Origin of the sequence: Pseudomonas matsuisoli (assembly GCF_014647635.1) — a bacterium.
Lineage (GTDB): Bacteria > Pseudomonadota > Gammaproteobacteria > Pseudomonadales > Pseudomonadaceae > Pseudomonas_P > Pseudomonas_P matsuisoli.
This window is the reverse complement of the sequence record NZ_BMPO01000001.1, coordinates 236,678-255,694: the sequence shown is the minus strand read 5'-3', so window position 1 is coordinate 255,694 and position 19,017 is coordinate 236,678. Positions and strand designations below refer to the sequence as shown.

At 59.4% G+C, this 19,017-nt stretch carries 16 protein-coding genes and 4 tRNA genes; 19 read left to right on the top strand and 1 reads right to left on the bottom strand.

Features of this window, described 5'->3' with window-relative positions:
* Positions 1–103 precede the first annotated feature (103 nt).
* The 9 genes from IEY47_RS01150 to IEY47_RS01110 all read left to right on the top strand — a co-directional run bounded on the left by IEY47_RS01150 (position 104) and on the right by IEY47_RS01110 (position 5,496).
* Complete coding sequence (locus tag IEY47_RS01150) at positions 104–1,000, top strand: LysR family transcriptional regulator (RefSeq protein WP_188981300.1); 897 nt, start codon at positions 104–106, stop codon at positions 998–1,000.
* 129 nt (positions 1,001–1,129) lie between these two features.
* On the top strand, positions 1,130–2,614 hold the full coding sequence (gene gltX, locus IEY47_RS01145; protein ID WP_188981299.1) for a glutamate--tRNA ligase: 1,485 nt from the start codon (positions 1,130–1,132) through the stop codon (positions 2,612–2,614).
* A 124-nt stretch (positions 2,615–2,738) separates the two neighbouring features.
* Positions 2,739–2,814 (top strand) — tRNA-Ala (locus IEY47_RS01140).
* A 46-nt stretch (positions 2,815–2,860) separates the two neighbouring features.
* Positions 2,861–2,936, top strand: a tRNA-Glu gene (locus IEY47_RS01135).
* A gap of 41 nt (positions 2,937–2,977) precedes the next feature.
* Positions 2,978–3,053 (top strand) — tRNA-Ala (locus IEY47_RS01130).
* 42 nt (positions 3,054–3,095) lie between these two features.
* A tRNA-Glu gene (locus IEY47_RS01125) sits at positions 3,096–3,171 on the top strand.
* Positions 3,172–3,309: 138 nt separating this feature from the next.
* Entirely contained in the window at positions 3,310–3,747 is a 438-nt protein-coding gene (locus tag IEY47_RS01120) for an acyl-CoA thioesterase (protein WP_229779125.1), read from the top strand.
* Positions 3,748–3,769: 22 nt separating this feature from the next.
* A complete protein-coding gene (locus IEY47_RS01115) occupies positions 3,770–4,765 on the top strand; it encodes a tRNA dihydrouridine synthase (RefSeq protein WP_188981297.1) in 996 nt (331 codons plus the stop codon).
* 281 nt (positions 4,766–5,046) lie between these two features.
* On the top strand, positions 5,047–5,496 hold the full coding sequence (locus IEY47_RS01110) for an Hsp20 family protein (RefSeq protein ID WP_188981296.1): 450 nt from the start codon (positions 5,047–5,049) through the stop codon (positions 5,494–5,496).
* A 76-nt stretch (positions 5,497–5,572) separates the two neighbouring features.
* Here the strand turns inward: IEY47_RS01110 and IEY47_RS01105 are convergent, their stop codons facing one another.
* A complete protein-coding gene (locus IEY47_RS01105) occupies positions 5,573–6,451 on the bottom strand; it encodes a LysR family transcriptional regulator (RefSeq protein ID WP_188981295.1) in 879 nt (292 codons plus the stop codon).
* Between the two features lie 165 nt (positions 6,452–6,616).
* Between IEY47_RS01105 and leuC the strand changes: the two genes are divergently transcribed.
* The 10 genes from leuC (at position 6,617) to folC (ending at position 19,017) form a co-directional block, all read left to right on the top strand.
* Positions 6,617–8,044, top strand: coding sequence for a 3-isopropylmalate dehydratase large subunit (gene leuC, locus IEY47_RS01100; protein ID WP_188981771.1), 1,428 nt, complete (start codon positions 6,617–6,619; stop codon positions 8,042–8,044).
* An 11-nt stretch (positions 8,045–8,055) separates the two neighbouring features.
* Positions 8,056–8,712, top strand: coding sequence for a 3-isopropylmalate dehydratase small subunit (gene leuD, locus IEY47_RS01095; RefSeq protein ID WP_188981294.1), 657 nt, complete (start codon positions 8,056–8,058; stop codon positions 8,710–8,712).
* Between the two features lie 59 nt (positions 8,713–8,771).
* The gene (locus IEY47_RS01090; RefSeq protein WP_188981293.1) at positions 8,772–9,539 is read left to right on the top strand and encodes a class I SAM-dependent methyltransferase; all 768 of its coding nucleotides are present in this window, start codon (positions 8,772–8,774) and stop codon (positions 9,537–9,539) included.
* Positions 9,540–9,582: 43 nt separating this feature from the next.
* Positions 9,583–10,665 carry a 3-isopropylmalate dehydrogenase gene (leuB, locus tag IEY47_RS01085; protein WP_188981292.1) on the top strand — a complete coding sequence of 361 codons (1,083 nt, stop codon included), beginning with the start codon at positions 9,583–9,585 and terminating at the stop codon, positions 10,663–10,665.
* Positions 10,666–10,722: 57 nt separating this feature from the next.
* Entirely contained in the window at positions 10,723–11,835 is a 1,113-nt protein-coding gene (asd, locus tag IEY47_RS01080) for an aspartate-semialdehyde dehydrogenase (RefSeq protein WP_188981291.1), read from the top strand.
* A 489-nt stretch (positions 11,836–12,324) separates the two neighbouring features.
* On the top strand, positions 12,325–15,210 hold the full coding sequence (locus IEY47_RS01075; protein ID WP_188981290.1) for a FimV/HubP family polar landmark protein: 2,886 nt from the start codon (positions 12,325–12,327) through the stop codon (positions 15,208–15,210).
* Between the two features lies 1 nt (position 15,211).
* Positions 15,212–16,066 carry a tRNA pseudouridine(38-40) synthase TruA gene (gene truA / locus IEY47_RS01070; RefSeq protein ID WP_188981289.1) on the top strand — a complete coding sequence of 285 codons (855 nt, stop codon included), beginning with the start codon at positions 15,212–15,214 and terminating at the stop codon, positions 16,064–16,066.
* Between the two features lie 52 nt (positions 16,067–16,118).
* Positions 16,119–16,736 (top strand): phosphoribosylanthranilate isomerase, encoded by a 618-nt coding sequence (locus IEY47_RS01065; protein WP_188981288.1) that lies wholly within the window; start codon positions 16,119–16,121, stop codon positions 16,734–16,736.
* 137 nt (positions 16,737–16,873) lie between these two features.
* Positions 16,874–17,746 (top strand): acetyl-CoA carboxylase, carboxyltransferase subunit beta, encoded by an 873-nt coding sequence (accD, locus tag IEY47_RS01060; protein WP_188981287.1) that lies wholly within the window; start codon positions 16,874–16,876, stop codon positions 17,744–17,746.
* The gene (gene folC / locus IEY47_RS01055) at positions 17,743–19,017 is read left to right on the top strand and encodes a bifunctional tetrahydrofolate synthase/dihydrofolate synthase (protein ID WP_188981286.1); all 1,275 of its coding nucleotides are present in this window, start codon (positions 17,743–17,745) and stop codon (positions 19,015–19,017) included. Before accD ends, folC begins: the two co-directional genes overlap by 4 nt.

Below are 19,017 nucleotides of genomic sequence, written 5' to 3'. Positions count from 1 at the left end.
GCCGGTCAGTACTCAAACCAAATAAGTCCGTTGATGATTTTCTGTGTTGCTTCAATGCAACACCCATTAAGCTTGCTGCTTTGCCGCCGCGAGGAGCAGTTTGATGGGCCTGGATGACGCACTGATCTTCACTCGTGTGGTCGAGTGCCACGGTTTTACACAGGCGGCGCAAAACCTGGGCATGCAGAAATCGACCGTCAGTCGACGTATAGCGCTGTTGGAAGAGCGACTCGGGGTTCGGCTGCTGAACCGCACGACCCGCAAGCTGCGCCTCACCGAGGTCGGGCAGGCCTACTACGAGCGCTGCCGCCAGATCATGCTGGATTTCGCTGAAGCGGAGCAGGCCGTCATGCAGCTTCAGCAGGCGCCAGCGGGCCTGTTGAAGATCACAACCCCAATTGAGTTCGGGCAGCTGTATCTGGGGCGCGTACTGGGTGAGTTCATGCGCCAGTACCCCCTCATTACCGCGGAAGTGGAGCTCACTTCTCGTCAGGTGGACCCGGTCGAAGAGGGCGTGGACATCACAATCATGCTGGGGCAGCCGCAGGACTCTACGCTCATTGCGCGTAAGCTGTTCGAGAACGGTCGCATGCTGTGTGCAAGTCCAGCCTACCTGGAGGAGCACGGGACACCTGAAACCTTCGCCGAGTTGGCCAATCACCGGGCAATCTTGCTGGCCCAGGATTCGCCCCGTTTCTGGCCGATATTGGACGAAAACGTTCCCTGCCAACGGGTTTTGTCCTGCAGCAACATCACGTTCGCGCGTGAGGCGACTTTGGCAGGCGCCGGAATAGCCGGACTGCCGCGCATGATCAGTGCTGCCGCGGTCAAGGATGGATCGCTGGTCAATGTGCTACCGGATGCGCGTTTGCCGGTGGGGGAGATCTATGCGGTCTATCCTTCGCGTCGTTTCCAGGCAATGAAGGTAAAGACGTTCCTCGATTTCTTGATGAGCAGCCTCGAAGCAATGAAAACAGCCTCATTGGAGCCTGGCCGTTAAGGGCTAAATTTTCCTGCGGCGTGGGCGTTGGATGAACCGCCTGCGAGCCTATCGCAGCCAAAATGGCAGCCAGCCTTATGGCACTGCTAAAATCTTCGCTTTTCCCGATCCGTCGATCCCGAGATTTCCATGACCAAAGTCCGTACCCGTATCGCCCCGTCGCCTACCGGCGACCCGCATGTCGGCACCGCCTATATCGCCCTGTTCAATCTGTGTTTTGCACGTCAACACGGCGGTGAATTCGTCCTGCGGATCGAGGACACGGACCAGCAGCGATCGAGCCGCGAGTCGGAGCAGCAGATTTTCGACGCCCTTCGCTGGCTCGGTATCGAGTGGAATGAAGGCCCGGATGTAGGCGGGCCGCACGGTCCTTATCGCCAAAGCGAGCGCGGACATATTTATAAGCAGTACTCCGACGAACTGGTTGCCAACGGACATGCGTTTCCTTGCTTCTGCTCGACGGAGCGTCTGGATCAGGTCCGCGCGGAGCAAATGGCCCGCAAGGAAACGCCGCGTTATGACGGGCATTGCATGCACCTCGCTCCTGAGGAGGCGCAGCGCCGAATCGCGGCAGGCGAATCCCACGTCACGCGCATGAAGGTGCCCACCGAGGGCGTCTGTGTCGTGCCGGACATGCTCCGCGGCGATGTCGAGATTCCTTGGGATCGCATGGATATGCAGGTCTTGATGAAAGCGGATGGCTTGCCGACTTATTTCCTTGCCAACGTGGTCGATGACCATCTGATGGGGATCACGCATGTGCTTCGCGGCGAAGAATGGCTACCGTCTGCGCCGAAGCTGATCAAACTGTATGAATATTTCGGCTGGGACCAGCCCGCGCTGTGCTACATGCCGTTGCTACGTAATCCCGACAAGAGCAAGCTGTCCAAGCGCAAGAATCCGACGTCCATCACCTTTTATCAGCGCATGGGTTTCCTGCCTGAAGCGATGCTGAACTACCTCGGGCGCATGGGGTGGTCGATGCCGGATGAGCGGGAAAAATTCACCTTGGACGAGATGGTCGAGCATTTCGATCTGTCGCGCGTGTCCCTGGGTGGCCCGATCTTCGATATGGAAAAGCTGTCCTGGCTCAACGGCCAGTGGATCCGGGAGCTGTCGGTCGAGCAATTTGCCGGTGAAGTGCAGCGCTGGGCGCTAAATCCCGAGTATCTGATGAAGATCGCACCCTTGGTGCAAGGCCGGGTGGAGACGTTCTCCCAGATTGAGCCGTTAGCGGGGTTCTTCTTCTCTGGCAGCGTGAATGCGGATATATCGTTGTTTGCCCATAAGAAATTGGATGCTGACACCGTGCGCCTGGCGATGCAGCTTCTGCTCTGGAAGCTCGAAGCATTGCGGCAGTGGGACAAGGACCGGATCACGGCGGTTGTTCAAGCGGTCGCGGAGCATCTCGAGGTCAAGCTGCGCGACCTGATGCCATTGTTGTTTGCGTCCATTACGGGGCAGGCGAGCTCGGTCTCCGTACTCGATGCGATGGAGATTCTCGGTCCGGATCTGAGCCGTTTCCGTCTGCGGCAGGCCATTGAAACGCTGGGTGGCGTGTCGAAGAAAGAAACCAAGGAATGGGAGAAGCGTTTGTCGGCTATCGCCTGCTAAATGGTTAATGCTGCCTGGGCCCACGTTAAGTATTTGTTCTGCGGTGAAAAAATAATCGGCGCTCCAATAAATTACTGTTGACATAGGCAAGGTGCCTGCCTAATATGCGCCCCGTCCTTGAGACGGGGCTATAGCTCAGCTGGGAGAGCGCTTGCATGGCATGCAAGAGGTCGACGGTTCGATCCCGTCTAGCTCCACCAAATTGCCGCGATGTTGCTGTGTGATGGCAGTGTCGCCGAAGGTTTTGTCCCCTTCGTCTAGTGGCCTAGGACACCGCCCTTTCACGGCGGTAACAGGGGTTCGAGTCCCCTAGGGGACGCCAAATATGCATCGTAATCGATGCCGTCGCGAGACGTTAAATTCGGGGCTATAGCTCAGCTGGGAGAGCGCTTGCATGGCATGCAAGAGGTCGACGGTTCGATCCCGTCTAGCTCCACCAAGTCCACGGCAACTTCCGTTTTTGGAGGTTGCAGAAGGTTTAGTCCCCTTCGTCTAGTGGCCTAGGACACCGCCCTTTCACGGCGGTAACAGGGGTTCGAGTCCCCTAGGGGACGCCAATTTTGTAATCCGCCTTGTTGGGATTGAAGGGCCATCACTTTTTGATGGCCCTTTTTGTTTTGGGGTCGAAATCCTCACAGTGCCATCTCCGGCCCTTCAAAACGCATCGGTCCCGCTGTCAACAGACAGGATTTTCCATGAGTTTGGACTACTCCGCCGCGCCTTATGTGATCGACATCTCGGTCAGTACGTCGGATGTCGACGGTTTGGGGCATGTGAACAATGCGGTCTATGTCGAATGGATGGAGCGCTGTGCCTGGGCGCACTCTCAGCACCTTGGGCTGGATCTGGACGTGTACCGAGCGCTCGATCGTGCGATGGCGATCCGGCGCCACGAGATCGACTACCTGGCTCCTGCGCGCGATGGCGAGCGGTTGCGCTTGGCCACCTGGATCATCGATTCCGATGGAAAGCTGCAGATGAACCGCCACTTTCAGCTCGTTCGTCCGAGCGACGGGCTGACGTTGCTGCGCGCGCGAACGACGTTCGTTTGTATCGAGCTGTCCAGTGGCCGCCCCCGGCGCATGCCTGAGGCGTTTCTTTCAAGTTATGGCCAGGCGTTGATCGAGAGCTGAGCATGAATGTCGGCGGTTTCCAGTGCAGATAGCGCTCGCCCCCATGGAGGGGTTGGTCGATGAGATCCTTCGCGACGTTCTGACGCGTGTCGGCGGGGTCGACTGGTGTGTGACGGAGTTCATTCGAGTCAGCGACCGACTGCTCTCGGAAGCGCATTTCCTCAAGCTGGCGCCCGAGCTGAATGACGGCGCCCAGACTCAGACCGGCACGCCCATGCGTGTGCAGTTGCTCGGTTCGGACCCCTCGTGTTTGGCCGACAACGCGGCGCTGGCTTGTACATTGGGTGCGCCCGTCATCGATCTGAATTTTGGCTGCCCCGCGAAGACCGTGAATAAATCTCGCGGTGGTGCCGTGCTATTGAGGGAGCCGGACCTCATGCACGATATCGTGGCCGCCGTGCGCAAGGCGGTGCCCGGACATATTCCGGTTACCGGCAAGATGCGGCTGGGTTACGCCAGCACGGATGGTGCGCTGGATTGCGCGCGCGCGTTGGCGGAGGGTGGGGCAGAGCAGATCGTGGTGCATGCGCGTACAAAGTTGGACGGCTATAAGCCGCCTGCCCATTGGGAATGGATCGCACGCGTGCAGGACGTGGTGTCCGTTCCGGTCTTCGCCAACGGCGAGATCTGGACACTCGCGGATTGGCAGCGTTGCCGTGAGATCAGCGGCGCTACCGACGTCATGCTAGGGCGCGGCTTGGTATCGCGTCCGGACCTTGCGCTTCAAATCGCGGCGGAAAAGCAGGGGTGTGAATTGGCACCGATGAGTTGGTCGGCTTTTCTTCCGCTCCTCCAGGATTTTTGGTTGCAGGCACGACGAAAGCTCGCGCCCCGTTATGCACCGGGCCGTCTTAAACAATGGCTGGCCATGTTGACGAGAACGTACCCGGAGGCCGTTACGCTCTTCGCGCAAATTCGACGCGAAACAGACTGCGAACGTATCGATGCCTTGCTCGGTGTACCCGCCTGCACGCGTGCTTCTGAAACATCCCAGATGGCCACTGCGATCGACGCATGATTCTCGCGAACGCGTACAACGCCCCCTTTGTAGGGGCGGCCTTGGCCGCGAAGCTTTTGTTGCTGCCGCAGCATTGCGCCAGTAAGGCCAGCTGCTTGAATCCTCGGTGCCATCGGGCCTTCCTCTGGCCGGATTGCACCTGGTTACGAAGAGCGACATTCGCCTAAAAAAAATTTCGCTTGGATGTTGAAAACGATTTGCTCGTACCTATCTAGGTGAACGTGGGGATGCCGAAGTCGGGTCCCCCGTTTGAAAACTTGCTGATCTATCAGGAGAAATTCATGAGCAACGTATTGTCCCTTGCCCCTCTGTTCCGCCAGTCCGTGGGCTTTGACCGTTTCAACGATCTGTTCGAGTCTGCCTTGCGCAACGAGAACGGCAGCTCTTACCCTCCCTACAACGTGGAAAAGCACGGCGATGACCAATACCGCATTGTGGTCGCAGCGGCCGGCTTTCAAGAGGATGACCTTGAGCTACAGGTCGAACGAGGTGTGCTGACCGTCAACGGCGGCAAGCGCGAGCGAGGCGAAGAGAGCGTGTCGTATTTGCACCAAGGCATCGCCCAGCGTGCGTTCAAACTGTCGTTCCGCTTGGCGGACCATATTGAGGTGCGTGGCGCGGAGCTTAAGCACGGCCTGCTGAACATCGAGCTGGTGCGTGTGGTGCCTGAAGAAGCGAAGGCGAAGCGCATTCCAATCGGTACGCAGCAGCGCCCTGCGCTCGAAAGTTGATCGAGTGATCTTGCGGTCTCCAAGGCCGTGTCCATCAAACGAAGCCCGCTGAACAGCGGGCTTCGTCGTTTCTGCCTCAGCCTGCGCCCGGCTCGCGCTCTAGCAGCGCCATGAACGCCTTCGCCGCGTTGGACAGGGTGCGTTCGGTATGCACGATGTAGCCGAGCTGCCGATCGATGCGGATGTTTTCCAGTTGAAGCCCGACCACCTGTTCGTCCAGCATAGTGCGTGGTAGCACACTCCAGGCGAGTCCAATCGATACCATCATCTTGATCGTTTCCAGGTAGTTGGTGCTCATCGCCACATTCGGTGTCAGGCCTTCGGCAGCAAAGAGTCTTCGCGCGATGTGATGCGTAAACGTGTTTTCCCCCGGGAAAACCGCGGGGTGATTGCTGATGTCCTTGAGGCTCACTTCCCTTAGCTTCGCCAGCGGATGCTCGGGCGCCACCACGAAATCCAATGGGTCGTCCCATATCTGCGTGGCGGCGATGGGGAGGTGCGTTTGTGGTGCCAACGTAATGACGGCCAACTCCACACGTCCGTGCAACACCTCGTCGTACGCGACTTCCGAATCCATGAATTGGATATCCAGTGCCACCTGAGGGAATTGCTGGGTGAAGGCGCGCAGCAACGGCGGCAGTCTATGCAGCCCGATATGGTGGCTGGTCGCGAGGCTCAAGCGACCACTGGTCTGGCCGCTCAGGTTGGTGAGCGCTCGACGCGTATCGTCGAGTTCATGGCGAATTCGGTAGGCACGCGGCAACAAGGCTAGCCCTGCTTCCGTGAGGCTTACGTCGCGACCGATTCGGTCGAACAGGCGCGTATCAAGCTGTTGTTCCAACGCGGCGATTCGCTTGCTCACCGCGGGCTGCGTCAGGAAGAGGCGTTCACCTGCGACAGAAAAGCTTCTGGCTTCGGCCACAGCGATAAAGGCGTTGAGGTTGGCGAGATCCATGGCGGGCCTGCAGCGGAATGAAATATTCCGGATTGGAATTGGCTGGATAATAAAGATGAATTGGAGTTATTCGAAGTGAAATTTTAGGATTACCCACATAAGCAACAGGGGCAGCCCATGTGGCCGTCATCTCGCGCATAGAAAGCACTGATGAGGATCGTTTCGATGGCTGGCAAGACGCTTTACGACAAGCTCTGGGACATGCATGAAGTGAAACGTCGCGATGACGGCTCTTCGCTTATCTATATCGACCGTCACATTCTCCACGAAGTGACATCTCCGCAGGCATTCGAAGGCTTGCGGCTCGCCGGGCGTACGCCCTGGCGTATCGATGCGAACATCGCGACGCCAGACCACAACGTCCCGACTACGCGCGACGAACGCCTGGGCGGCATCGATGCCATCGCGGACGAAGTATCGCGTATTCAGGTCAAGACGCTCGACGACAACTGCGACGAGTTCGGCATCCTGCAATTCAAGATGAACGATGTTCGCCAGGGCATCGTGCATGTCATCGGGCCGGAGCAGGGCGCTACATTGCCGGGTATGACCGTCGTTTGTGGCGATTCACACACCTCTACGCACGGTGCGTTCGGTGCGCTCGCTCATGGGATCGGGACATCGGAAGTCGAGCATGTACTTGCGACGCAGTGCCTGGTCGCCAAGAAAATGAAGAACATGCAGGTCCGTGTAGAGGGCAAGCTCCCGTTTGGCGTGACCGCCAAGGACATCGTGCTCGCCGTTATCGGCAAGATCGGAACCGCCGGTGGGAATGGCCATGCGCTCGAATTCGCCGGAAGCGCGATTCGCGAGTTGTCGATGGAAGGCCGCATGACCATCTGCAACATGTCCATCGAGGCCGGTGCCCGTGTTGGCATGGTTGCGGTGGACGAAAAAACGATCGCCTATGTCGAAGGGCTGCCTTTCTCACCGAAAGGGGCGGATTGGGAAAACGCTGTGGCGCAGTGGAAAGACTTGGTCTCCGACACGGACGCTCATTTCGACACCGTGATCGAAATGCGTGCAGAGGACATCAAGCCGCAGGTGAGCTGGGGCACATCGCCAGAGATGGTCCTCGCCGTCGATCAAAACGTGCCTGATCCGGAGGCGGAGTCCGATCCGACGCGCCGTGATTCGATCAAGCGTGCACTCAAGTACATGGGGCTGAACGCCAATCAGGCAATCACCGATATCAAGCTGGACCGGGTCTTCATTGGCTCCTGCACCAACTCGCGCATCGAAGACCTGCGTGCTGCTGCAGTGGTCGCGAAAGGCCGTAAGGTCGCCGCCAATGTTATTCAAGCCATGGTGGTCCCGGGTTCCGGATTGGTGAAGCAGCAGGCCGAAGCCGAGGGGCTGGACAAGATTTTCCTCGAAGCCGGTTTCGAGTGGCGTGAGCCGGGTTGCTCGATGTGCCTGGCGATGAACCCCGACAAACTCGGCAGTGGCGAGCATTGCGCGTCCACCTCAAACCGTAATTTCGAGGGCCGGCAAGGCGCTGGTGGCCGCACGCATCTGGTGAGCCCGGCGATGGCCGCTGCCGCTGCGGTGACCGGCCACTTTGTCGATGTTCGTGAATTGGTTCAGGCCTGAGGAGAAACGAGATGAAAGCCTTTACCCAGCATACCGGTCTCGTTTGCCCGCTCGATCGTGCGAACGTGGACACCGATCAGATCATTCCCAAGCAATTTTTGAAGTCCATCAAGCGCACGGGTTTTGGTCCGAACCTGTTCGATGAATGGCGTTACCTGGACGTGGGGCAACCCAACCAGGACAGTTCTAAGCGCCCGGTCAATCATGAGTTCGTGCTGAATTTTCCTCGCTATCAAGGTGCCAGTGTGCTGCTCGCCCGGGAAAACTTCGGTTGCGGGTCCTCACGTGAACACGCGCCTTGGGCGCTCGACGAATACGGCTTCCGGACGGTTATTGCACCGAGCTTTGCGGACATTTTCTTTAATAACAGCTTCAAGAATGGCCTGCTGCCCATCGTCCTGAAGGACGAAGAAGTAGATGAACTGTTCGAGCAATGCGAAGCAACCGAAGGCTATCAGCTGACGGTGGACCTTGCCGCGCAGACGGTGACCCGTCCGGACGGCAAAGCCTATGCCTTCGAGGTGGATGCGTTTCGCAAGCATTGCCTACTTAACGGCTTGGATGACATTGGCCTGACATTGCAGGATGCGGACGCGATCCAGGCGTTCGAAGGAACCTACAAGGCACGGCAGCCCTGGTTGTTCGGTGCCATCAAGTCGGTCGGTTGATCCCGGCAGGCGTTCATGGCGGCGAGTCGTTGCTTGCCGCTCAGGTGATAGAAGGTCCCATGTCTTCCAGTAGCAACCACAATGATGTCGTCCAGCGCCAATTCGGCGATCAGGCCAGCGCCTATCTGAACAGCGCTGTTCACGCGCAGGGTGAGGAATTCGCAAAGCTGCAGGCATTCGTGGCGCGTTATCCGAATGCACGGGTACTTGATCTTGGTTGCGGCGCCGGTCATGTCAGCTTTCATGTGGCTGCCCATGCGGCGGAAGTCGTTGCATACGATCTGTCTTCGGATATGTTGCAGACGGTCGCGTCAGCGGCTCAAGCGCGCGGCCTCAGCAATGTGGCTACCCAGCAAGGGTTGGCCGAGCGCTTGCCCTTTGCAGATGGCAGCTTCGATGTGGTGATCAGCCGCTACTCTGCGCATCACTGGTCGGATCTGGCCGTTGCCCTGCGTGAGGTCAAACGCGTTCTGAAAACGGGCGGTAGCGCGGCGTTCGTCGATGTCGCATCACCCGGCCAGCCGTTGTTCGATACCTACCTGCAAGCGGTGGAAGTGCTGCGCGATACCAGCCATGTTCGCGACTACGCGCCTTCGGAATGGCTCGATCTGGTTTCGGGTGCAGGCTTGAAGCCGCTCTCTCACGAGCGTCAGCGTCTACGCCTCGAATTCGGCACCTGGATCGCGCGGATGCGGACACCTGACGTGATGCGCGATGCGATCCTGGCATTGCAGCGTTCGGTCGGCACTGAGGTCAGGGAATATTTCGAGATTACGGCGGACGGTTCCTTCAGTACCGATGTGCTGGTGCTGTTCGCTGAAAAGTGACAAGACGCCGGCGTCCCGTCGGCCCAATGAATTCGAGGAAAGCATGAGCAAGCAAATTCTGATTCTTCCCGGCGACGGTATCGGTCCGGAAATCATGGCCGAGGCCGTGAAAGTTCTAAGTGTCGCGAACGAGAAATACGCGCTGAATTTCGAGCTGGTCGAGGATGTCATTGGCGGAGCGGCCATTGATAAGCATGGCGTGCCACTGGCGGACGAGACCCTGGCGCGTGCGCGCAAGGCCGATGCGGTGCTGCTCGGCGCGGTTGGCGGCCCTAAATGGGACAAGATCGAGCGTGACATTCGTCCGGAGCGCGGCCTACTGAAGATCCGCTCGCAGCTCGGGTTGTTCGGCAACCTGCGTCCGGCCATTCTGTATCCGCAACTCGCCGAGGCTTCGACGCTGAAGCCCGAGGTAGTGTCCGGTCTGGACATCCTCATCGTTCGCGAGCTGACAGGTGGTATCTATTTCGGTCAGCCGCGCGGCACCGAAACCCTGGAAAACGGAGAGCGCAAGGCCTTCGATACGCTGCCTTACAGCGAGAGCGAAATTCGCCGCATCGCCAAGGTCGGCTTCGATATGGCGCGCCTGCGTGGCAAGAAACTGTGTTCGGTGGACAAAGCGAATGTGCTTGCTTCCAGTCAGCTGTGGCGGGAGATCGTGGAGGAGGTGGCCAAGGATTACCCAGACGTGGCGCTGTCGCACATGTACGTCGATAACGCGGCGATGCAACTGGTGCGCGCACCCAAGCAATTCGATGTGATCGTCACCGACAACATGTTCGGTGACATCCTGTCGGACCAGGCTTCGATGTTGACCGGCTCCATCGGTATGCTGCCTTCGGCCTCATTAGATATCGACGGCAAGGGCATGTATGAGCCCTGCCACGGCTCGGCGCCAGACATCGCCGGGCAAGGCATCGCCAACCCACTCGCAACGATTCTCTCGGTGTCGATGATGCTGCGTTATTCCTTCAGCCAAACCGCGGCGGCGGACGCTATCGAGCAGGCAGTTAGCCAAGTGCTCGATCAGGGGCTGCGCACAGGCGATATTTACTCCGAAGGCTGCAATAAAGTCGGTACGCAAGCCATGGGCGACGCAGTAGTCGCCGCGTTGCGGAATCTGTAATCTGTTCGGCCCGTTTGTGGTATGGCGGGCCCATTCATTACCTAAGGTAGTCGCAAGATGAAACGTGTAGGTCTGATCGGTTGGCGCGGCATGGTGGGATCCGTGCTCATGCAGCGGATGCTGGAAGAGCGCGATTTCGACCTGATCGAGCCAGTGTTCTTCACCACCTCCAATGTGGGGGGGCAGGGTCCGTCCATTGGTAAGGACGTCTCTCCGCTCAAGGATGCGTACAGCATCGACGAGCTAAAGACGCTGGACGTCATTCTGACCTGCCAAGGCGGCGACTACACGGGTGAGGTCTTCCCCAAGCTACGTGAAGCGGGTTGGCAGGGTTACTGGATCGATGCGGCCTCCAGCCTGCGCATGCAGGACGATGCCGTGATCGTGTTGGACCCGGTTAACCGTCGGGTCATCGACCAGCAGCTGGAGCACGGCACCAAGAACTTCATCGGTGGCAACTGCACCGTCAGTCTGATGCTGATGGCTCTGGGTGGGCTTTTCGAAGCCGGCCTGGTGGAGTGGATGAGTGCAATGACGTACCAGGCGGCGTCGGGTGCGGGTGCGCAAAACATGCGCGAGCTCATTCGTCAGATGGGCACCATCCATGACACCGTCGCGAGTGACTTGGCCGATCCCGCCAGTGCGATCCTGGAAATCGACCGAAAGGTGGCTGAGGTCCAGCGCAGCGACGCATTCCCGTCGGAGCATTTTGGCGTTCCGTTAGCTGGCAGCTTGATCCCCTGGATCGACAAGGAGCTGCCGAACGGACAGAGCCGAGAGGAGTGGAAAGCGCAGGCAGAGACGAACAAGATTCTCGGGCGGTTCAATCGTCCGATCCCGGTCGATGGCATCTGCGTGCGGGTCGGTGCGATGCGCTGCCATAGCCAGGCATTGACGATCAAGCTGAACAAGGATGTCCCTATGGCGGACATCGAAGGTTTGATCAGTCAGCACAACCCTTGGGTCAAGCTTGTGCCGAACGGACGCGAAGCCAGCATGCGCGAGCTGTCACCGGCGTCGGTCACGGGTACCCTGAGCATTCCAGTTGGGCGTCTGCGCAAGCTGAACATGGGATCCCAGTTCCTCGGCGCATTTACCGTCGGTGATCAGCTGCTCTGGGGCGCTGCCGAACCCTTGCGCCGCATGCTGCGGATACTGCTCGAAAGATAAATGCGGATGTCTCGCTATCAAGCCGACCTTATGGTCGGCTTTTTGCTTTCCAGCCAATGCTAGACGATAGTCACATGTCGAGGATGTACGAAAAGCGTTCGCCTTGCGCGTGGAGATAAGGTGTCTAGCGCAGCGCGTCTATCTCGGTAGCGCTATAGGACTGACCCAAAGCGTCACATGTGGCCGTTGTCTGGGAAGGGATTTGTAGCGGGAGGAGATACGCGCGCTATGGGTTCACTGTGACGCCGCACTCATCTCCGGATGCATGCGGAACCGTCGCAAATGACGTGTGGCGACGTTCTCGTCGAGAGGGTCGAGAAGTTGCTTAAAGGCAATGTGTCAAAGATACTTGCTTGAAGTTCAAAGAATTATTTTTAGCTGCCGATACCAACTTGGCTTTCGCCGCCTGATACGTACTTCGACGCGGACGCCACTGGCATTCGAATGACGTCGCGGCGGCCAAGATTAGAAATTACTAGGGAAATCGCTATGGTGCAGGTTCGCAAACTGGTCTTGGCAATCGCGGCTGCTTCGTCGCTTGGCTCGGGCATGGCACACGCGCTGGGATTGGGAGAGCTGACATTGCAGTCTGCCCTGAACCAGCCGCTCGTTGCCGAAATCGAGCTAATCGATACTCGCGGGCTCGATGAGAACGAGGTCAGACCGACCCTCGCGTCGCCGGAAGCCTTCAATCAGGCCGGTGTCGACCGCCAGTACTTCCTGACCGACTTGAAGTTCACGCCGGTCGTTCGTCCCGACGGGAAAAGTGTCATTCGGGTGACGTCGACTAAGCCGGTACGCGAACCCTATCTGAATTTTCTAGTGGAAGTCGCGTGGCCTAGTGGCCGCCTGATGCGCGAATTCACCTTGCTTCTGGATCCACCGCTGTACGCCCCGCAGACGGCATCGGCGGCGCCGCAATTGCCTGCTGCTCAGCCGCGTCCACAAGCAGCGCCTGCGCCTCGGGCGCCCGCACCCGCGGCACCACGGCCAGCGCTGCAGGCAGCGCCTGTCGTCAGCACGCCGGCGTCTTCAGGTGCCAACGAATACCGAGTGGGTCCGCGAGAAACCCTGTGGGAGATTGCTGAGCGCAATCGTTCCGGAGGTTCCGTCCATCAGACGATGCTGGCGATTCAGGACCTCAACCCAGACGCATTCATCGATGGAAACATCAACCGGATGAAGAGCGGGCAAGTGCTTCGCTTGCCGAACGAACAGCAGATCAATGCGCGCTCGCAAGGCGAAGCATTGTCGCAGGTCGCTTCTCAGAATGCTGCCTGGCGCCAGCGCGCGAACGTGGCTTCAGGCGAGCGGCAGGTTGATGCTCGCCGCCGTGATACCGCCGCCCCGACGGGCACGCAGCGTGATACCGAAGACAACCTGCGCTTGCTGTCCGGCGAAAGTGGCGAGGCAACGAGTGGGACCGATGACACGGCTGATGGCGCCAGCGGGCGCAACAAAGCGTTGTCCGACAAGCTCGCGGTCACGCAGGAAAGCCTCGATACCACACGCCGGGAAAACCAAGAGCTAAACAGCCGTCTGAATGACCTGCAGAGCCAATTGGAGAAACTCCAGCGGCTCATGCAGTTGAAGGATGATCAGTTGGCCAAGCTTCAAGCCGGATTGGCGGCTGGGCAGGAGTCGGCGGCTAATACGCCTGCACCTGCTGCACCCGCTACTCCTGCGGAGACGGCTCCGCAAGCCGAATCGCCGGTCGATGAGACAAGCCCTAACGGACAAGCGGCGCCAGCAGATCCAGCGGCCGCGGTTGATTCGCCTGCACCCGCCGCTCCGGGGAGCGAAGGCAGCGAAGCACCGTTCGAGTCAACGCCGGAAGCAGGCGCACAGCACGGCGCAGAGGGGGGTAATGCGGACACCGATACCGCCGCGCCGGACGTGACTGCACAAGCCCCCGCCGAGCAACCCGCACCAGAAGAAAACCAAGCCGAGACGCCGGCGCCGGCCGAACAAACCGCACCCGAAGACGCGGTTTCTCCTTCGGCCTCCGAGCCGGCTCAGCCGATCGAATCCGCAGAGCCCGCTGCGCCTGTTGCTCCGCAGGAGGCAGAGGAAGGGGCCGAGTCCGAAGGTCTTATCGAAAGCCTGCTGAACAACAGCATGCTGATGGGCATCGTGGGCGGTGGTGTACTGCTGCTGTTGCTCGCCGCATTGCTGATTGCGCGCCGCAAGCGTGAAGCCGATCAAGAAAACCAGATCGTGCTCAACGACGGTGAGTCCGATCTGCCGCCGGGCAGTTTCGAAGGGCTGATTCCTGCGGAGGAAGCCGTATCCGCTCCACGGGATGCGGTGGAAAACAAGTCTGAGACCACGGACGCGTTGGGCGAGGCCGATATCTATATCGCTTATGGCCGCTTCAATCAGGCCGCAGAGCTGTTACTCAATGCGATCGACCAAGAGCCTCACCGCGCTGATTTGCGCCTCAAGCTCATGGAGGTCTACGCCGAGTTGGGTGACCGCGAAGGGTTTGCCCGGCAGGAGAGCGAGCTTCGCGAAATTGGAGGGTCTGCGGCGGAAATCGAACAGCTCAAGTCGCGTTATCCCGGCATGGCTCAAGTGATGGCGGCAGGTGTGGTTGGTGGTGCAGCGGCTACCGCGCTCTATGCGGCCAACTCGGGCGCTACCGACGAAGAGCGTGTTGTGTCGAGTACGGATTCTCTGGAATTGAGTGATGAGGAATTGGACTTCGATTTCTCCGACCTTGAGGCGGAGCTCTCCGGCGAGCAAACCCCGGATCGGTCCGATTCTGATCTGGTACTCGATGACTTCTCGCTCGACGACGAGCCGCAGAAGCCTGTCACCGAAACCGTAACCGAACCTGTTTTCTCGCTGGAAGACGACTTGTCGGACTTCAGTCTCGATTTGGACGACGACACGAAGCGACCTGTGGAACCGCCCGCGTTGGACGAGCATAACGAAGAATTTCTGCTCGACGACGGTATGAATTTGGATCGTGCGGACGAAGACCGTCCAGTTACTCCTGCGGTGGCGGAACAACCTGAATCGCTGCCGTCCGACTTCGACCTTTCATTGGCGGACGATGAGCCTGTGCAGCCGACTCAGGCCGACTTCGCTGCCGAGCTCGAGCGCGTCTCCGCTGAATTGGGCGAGCTATCCGACGAGCTGGAGCAATCCGCGGCAGCCGAGGAGACCTCTCTTAGTGATGAAGATGCGCTTGACGATGAGTTCGACTTCCTCGCTGGTACTGACGAAGCGACCACCAAGTTGGACTTGGCCCGCGCGTATATCGAGATGGGAGACAACGAGGGCGCGCAGGACATCCTCGACGAAGTGCTTTCCGAGGGTAACGACGCTCAGCAACAGGAAGCACGTGATCTGATGAAAAAGCTGGTTTGAAATGAGTGATGCGTTTTCTCCTGCGGCAGCCGAAATGGCTGCCGCAGGTGTTTTTAGAATTGCCCTGGGAATTGAATACAGCGGCGCCGCCTACCGAGGCTGGCAACGACAGATCGCTGGCGTACCCTCCATTCAAGAAGCGGTCGAGAAGGCGCTGTCGGAAGTCGCCGCCGCGCCCGTGCACTTGGAGTGCGCCGGCAGGACCGACGCCGGCGTCCATGCGTGCGGTCAGGTGGTGCATTTCGATACGCGCGCCGAGCGTCCGCTGAAAGCCTGGGTAATGGGTGCGAATGCAAACCTCCCTGCGGACATTAGCGTTACATGGGCGAAGGTCATGCCCGCGCATTTTCATGCGCGGTTCAAGGCGTTTGCGCGGCGATATCGCTATGTCATCTACAACGATCCGATCCGTCCTGCCCAATTTAATCGGGGCGTCACTTGGAATTATCGGCCCCTGGATGTCGCGCTGATGCGCGACGCGGCGCGTGCGCTGGAGGGCCAGCATGACTTCACTTCGTTCAGGGCTGTGCAGTGTCAGGCCAAGACCGCGATCAAGACGGTTCATCACCTAAAGGTGATCGAGCACGGACGCTTTATCGTCCTGGACGTTCGCGCCAACGCCTTTTTGCATCACATGGTGCGGAATTTCGCGGGTGCACTGATGATGGTCGGTTGTGGTGATCGCCCGGTCAGCTGGGTAGCGGAAGCGCTAAACGCGAAAGACCGCCGGGCCGGCGGCGTTACCGCTCCAGCATATGGGTTATATCTCATCGACGCCGAGTACCCTGCCGAATTCGAGTTGCCTCGGCGTTACCTCGGGCCCCATTTCCTGTCCTCGTTGCCGGAAGACCGCTGACGCACCACACGGCCTTTGCTAATATCTGCGTTTTTTCGAGGGTATGTGCAACTTGACAGCCGTTCGCAGCAAAATTTGTGGCATCACGCGTGTAGAAGACGCACAGGCAGCTGCCGACGCGGGCGCCGACGCCATCGGCCTGGTTTTCTACAGGCCGAGCCCGCGCGCGGTCGACATCCACATGGCCCGTCGCATCATCGCTGCGCTTCCACCGTTCGTGACGACGGTGGGGCTGTTCGTGAACCACAGCCGCTGCGAGATCGGCGAAATTCTCGATGCGGTACCACTCGACGTTCTTCAGTTTCATGGTGACGAGTCGCCCTCGCAGTGCGAAGGGCACGGTCGGCCGTTCATCAAGGCGCTACGCATGCAACCGGGACAGGACATCGGAGCGTTGGCCAAAACGTACGGCAGCGCCGCCGGAATACTTCTGGATACCTACGTGGCGGGCGTCGCGGGCGGGACGGGTCAGGCTTTCGATTGGGCCGCGATACCGCTGCTCGAGAAACCGTTGATCCTTGCCGGCGGGCTCACCCCTTCGAACGTTGCGGATGCGATCAGGCAGGTGCGGCCTTTCGCAGTCGACGTCAGTGGTGGCGTCGAGGCATCGAAGGGCATCAAGGATCATGAAAGCGTAAAGGCGTTCGTCCAGGCGGTACGGGCTGCCTGAGAAGATGTGACAAAAACGGCTGGCAGGCCGTCCATAGGCCATCTTGCCGCCGTTGAACGCGGCAGCGCCAATTCATAGGTTTTCAGCGCGACGGCATTTCGATTGCGCTCGGATTAAGTGTTTGGAGATAACAACTCATGAGCAACTGGCTAGTAGACAAGCTGATTCCCTCGATCATGCGATCCGAAGTGAAGAAGAGTTCGGTTCCCGAGGGCCTGTGGCACAAATGCCCATCCTGCGAAGCCGTGCTTTACAAACCTGAACTCGAGAAGACACTCGACGTTTGCCCCAAGTGCAATCACCACATGCGTATCGGTGCGCGCACACGGCTCGATATTTTCCTCGACGAGGAAGGGCGCGAAGAGATTGGCGCCGAGCTCGAGCCGGTTGACCGACTCAAATTCCGTGACAGCAAGAAGTACAAGGACCGGCTCACTGCGGCGCAGCGCGATACCGGCGAAAAAGACGCTCTGATCGCCATGCGCGGGACATTGAAAACGATGCCGATCGTGGCCGTTGCGTTCGAATTCAGCTTCATGGGTGGTTCGATGGGCGCCATTGTCGGTGAGCGTTTTGTCCGTGCCGCGAACGTCGCGCTCGAGCAGCGTTGCCCGATGGTCTGCTTCGCTGCCTCGGGTGGCGCGCGTATGCAGGAAGCCTTGATCTCGCTGATGCAGATGGCAAAGACATCCGCCGTGCTGGCGCGGTTGCGTGAAGAAGGCATCCCCTTCATATCCGTCCTGACGGACCCTGTCTACGGCGGCGTCTCAGCGAGCCTGGCGATGCTCGGAGATGTCATCGTCGCCGAGCCCAAGGCGCTCATCGGCTTTGCCGGCCCGCGCGTGATCGAGCAGACCGTGCGCGAAAAATTGCCTGAAGGCTTCCAGCGCAGCGAATTCCTGCTGGACCATGGCGCGGTCGACATGATCGTGCATCGCGCCGAACTGCGCGATCGCCTAGGCAGCCTGCTTGCGCAGCTTACGCATCAGCCCAGCCCTGCTTACGCATGAGTACCCGTACCCTTGCCGAGTGGCTGTCCTATCTTGAGCAGCTGCATCCGAACGCCATCGATATGGGGTTGGATCGCTGCGAAGAGGTCGCCCGGCGCCTAGGGCTATCACGCCCTGCGAAACAGGTCGTCACTGTTTCAGGTACCAATGGCAAGGGCTCGACCTGTGCATTCGTCGCCGCGTTGGTGAGGTCGCAGGGCTTGAAAGTCGGGGTCTACAGTTCGCCGCACTTATTGCGATACAACGAACGTGTACAGATCGACGGAGCCGAAGCGGATGATGCCGCGCTTTGTGCGGCTTTCGAGGCAGTAGATGCGGCGCGCGGTGAGATCACGCTCACCTATTTCGAAATGGGCACATTGGCAGCGTTCTGGCTATTCGGGCGTGCCGCGCTGGACGTTGCTGTGCTTGAAGTGGGCCTGGGTGGCCGCCTCGATGCGGTCAACATCGTCGACGCCGACATCGCGCTTATTTCGAGTATTGGCCTCGATCATGCTGAGTGGCTGGGGGATACCCGCGAATCCGTCGCTGCCGAGAAAGCCGGTATCTTCCGCCCGGGACAGCGAGCGGTTTGCGGTGATCTCGATCCGCCTGCGGTGTTGATCGACATTGCCCAGGAGAAGGGCACCGAGCTGTTGCGCCGCGGAGCCGACTACGAGGTGACTATCGGGTCGGATAGTTGGCAATGGCGCGGCGTTACCGGCACCGGCGAGCCGCTCTCGCTACACGCGCTGCCTATGTTTGATCTGCCAATGGAGAACGCCGGTTTGGCGCTTCAAGCGTACGCGCTGCTCGGGTATCCATGGGTGCCCGAGCAAATCAGCGCAGCGTTGGCCAATACCCGAATGCACGGGCGGCTCGAGCGACACCTTCTCGAACGCGATGGTCAGCGTTTCTCCCTGTTGCTGGACGTGGGGCATAATCCGCACGCTGCCGCGTATTTGGCCGAGCGCTTGAACGCGCGCGCGCTTACGGGGGGTCGTCTAGCAGTCTTCGGCCTACTGGCGGACAAGGACCTGGAGGGCGTTCTCGCGCCACTGCTACCCGTCGTGCACGAGTGGGGTGTCGCGCCATTGCCCACCGCGCGAACCCGTCCAGCCGAAACATTGAAAGCTGCCCTGGATGCGTCGAGCGCAACGGCGACCGTCTATCCGGACGTGCGGACAGCGCTGGACGCGCAGTATCAAAAGGCGAGGACCGGGGACGAAATCATTGTTCTCGGATCGTTTTATTGTGTGGCCGAAGCCCTCGAGTGGCTGGCCGAGCGTTGA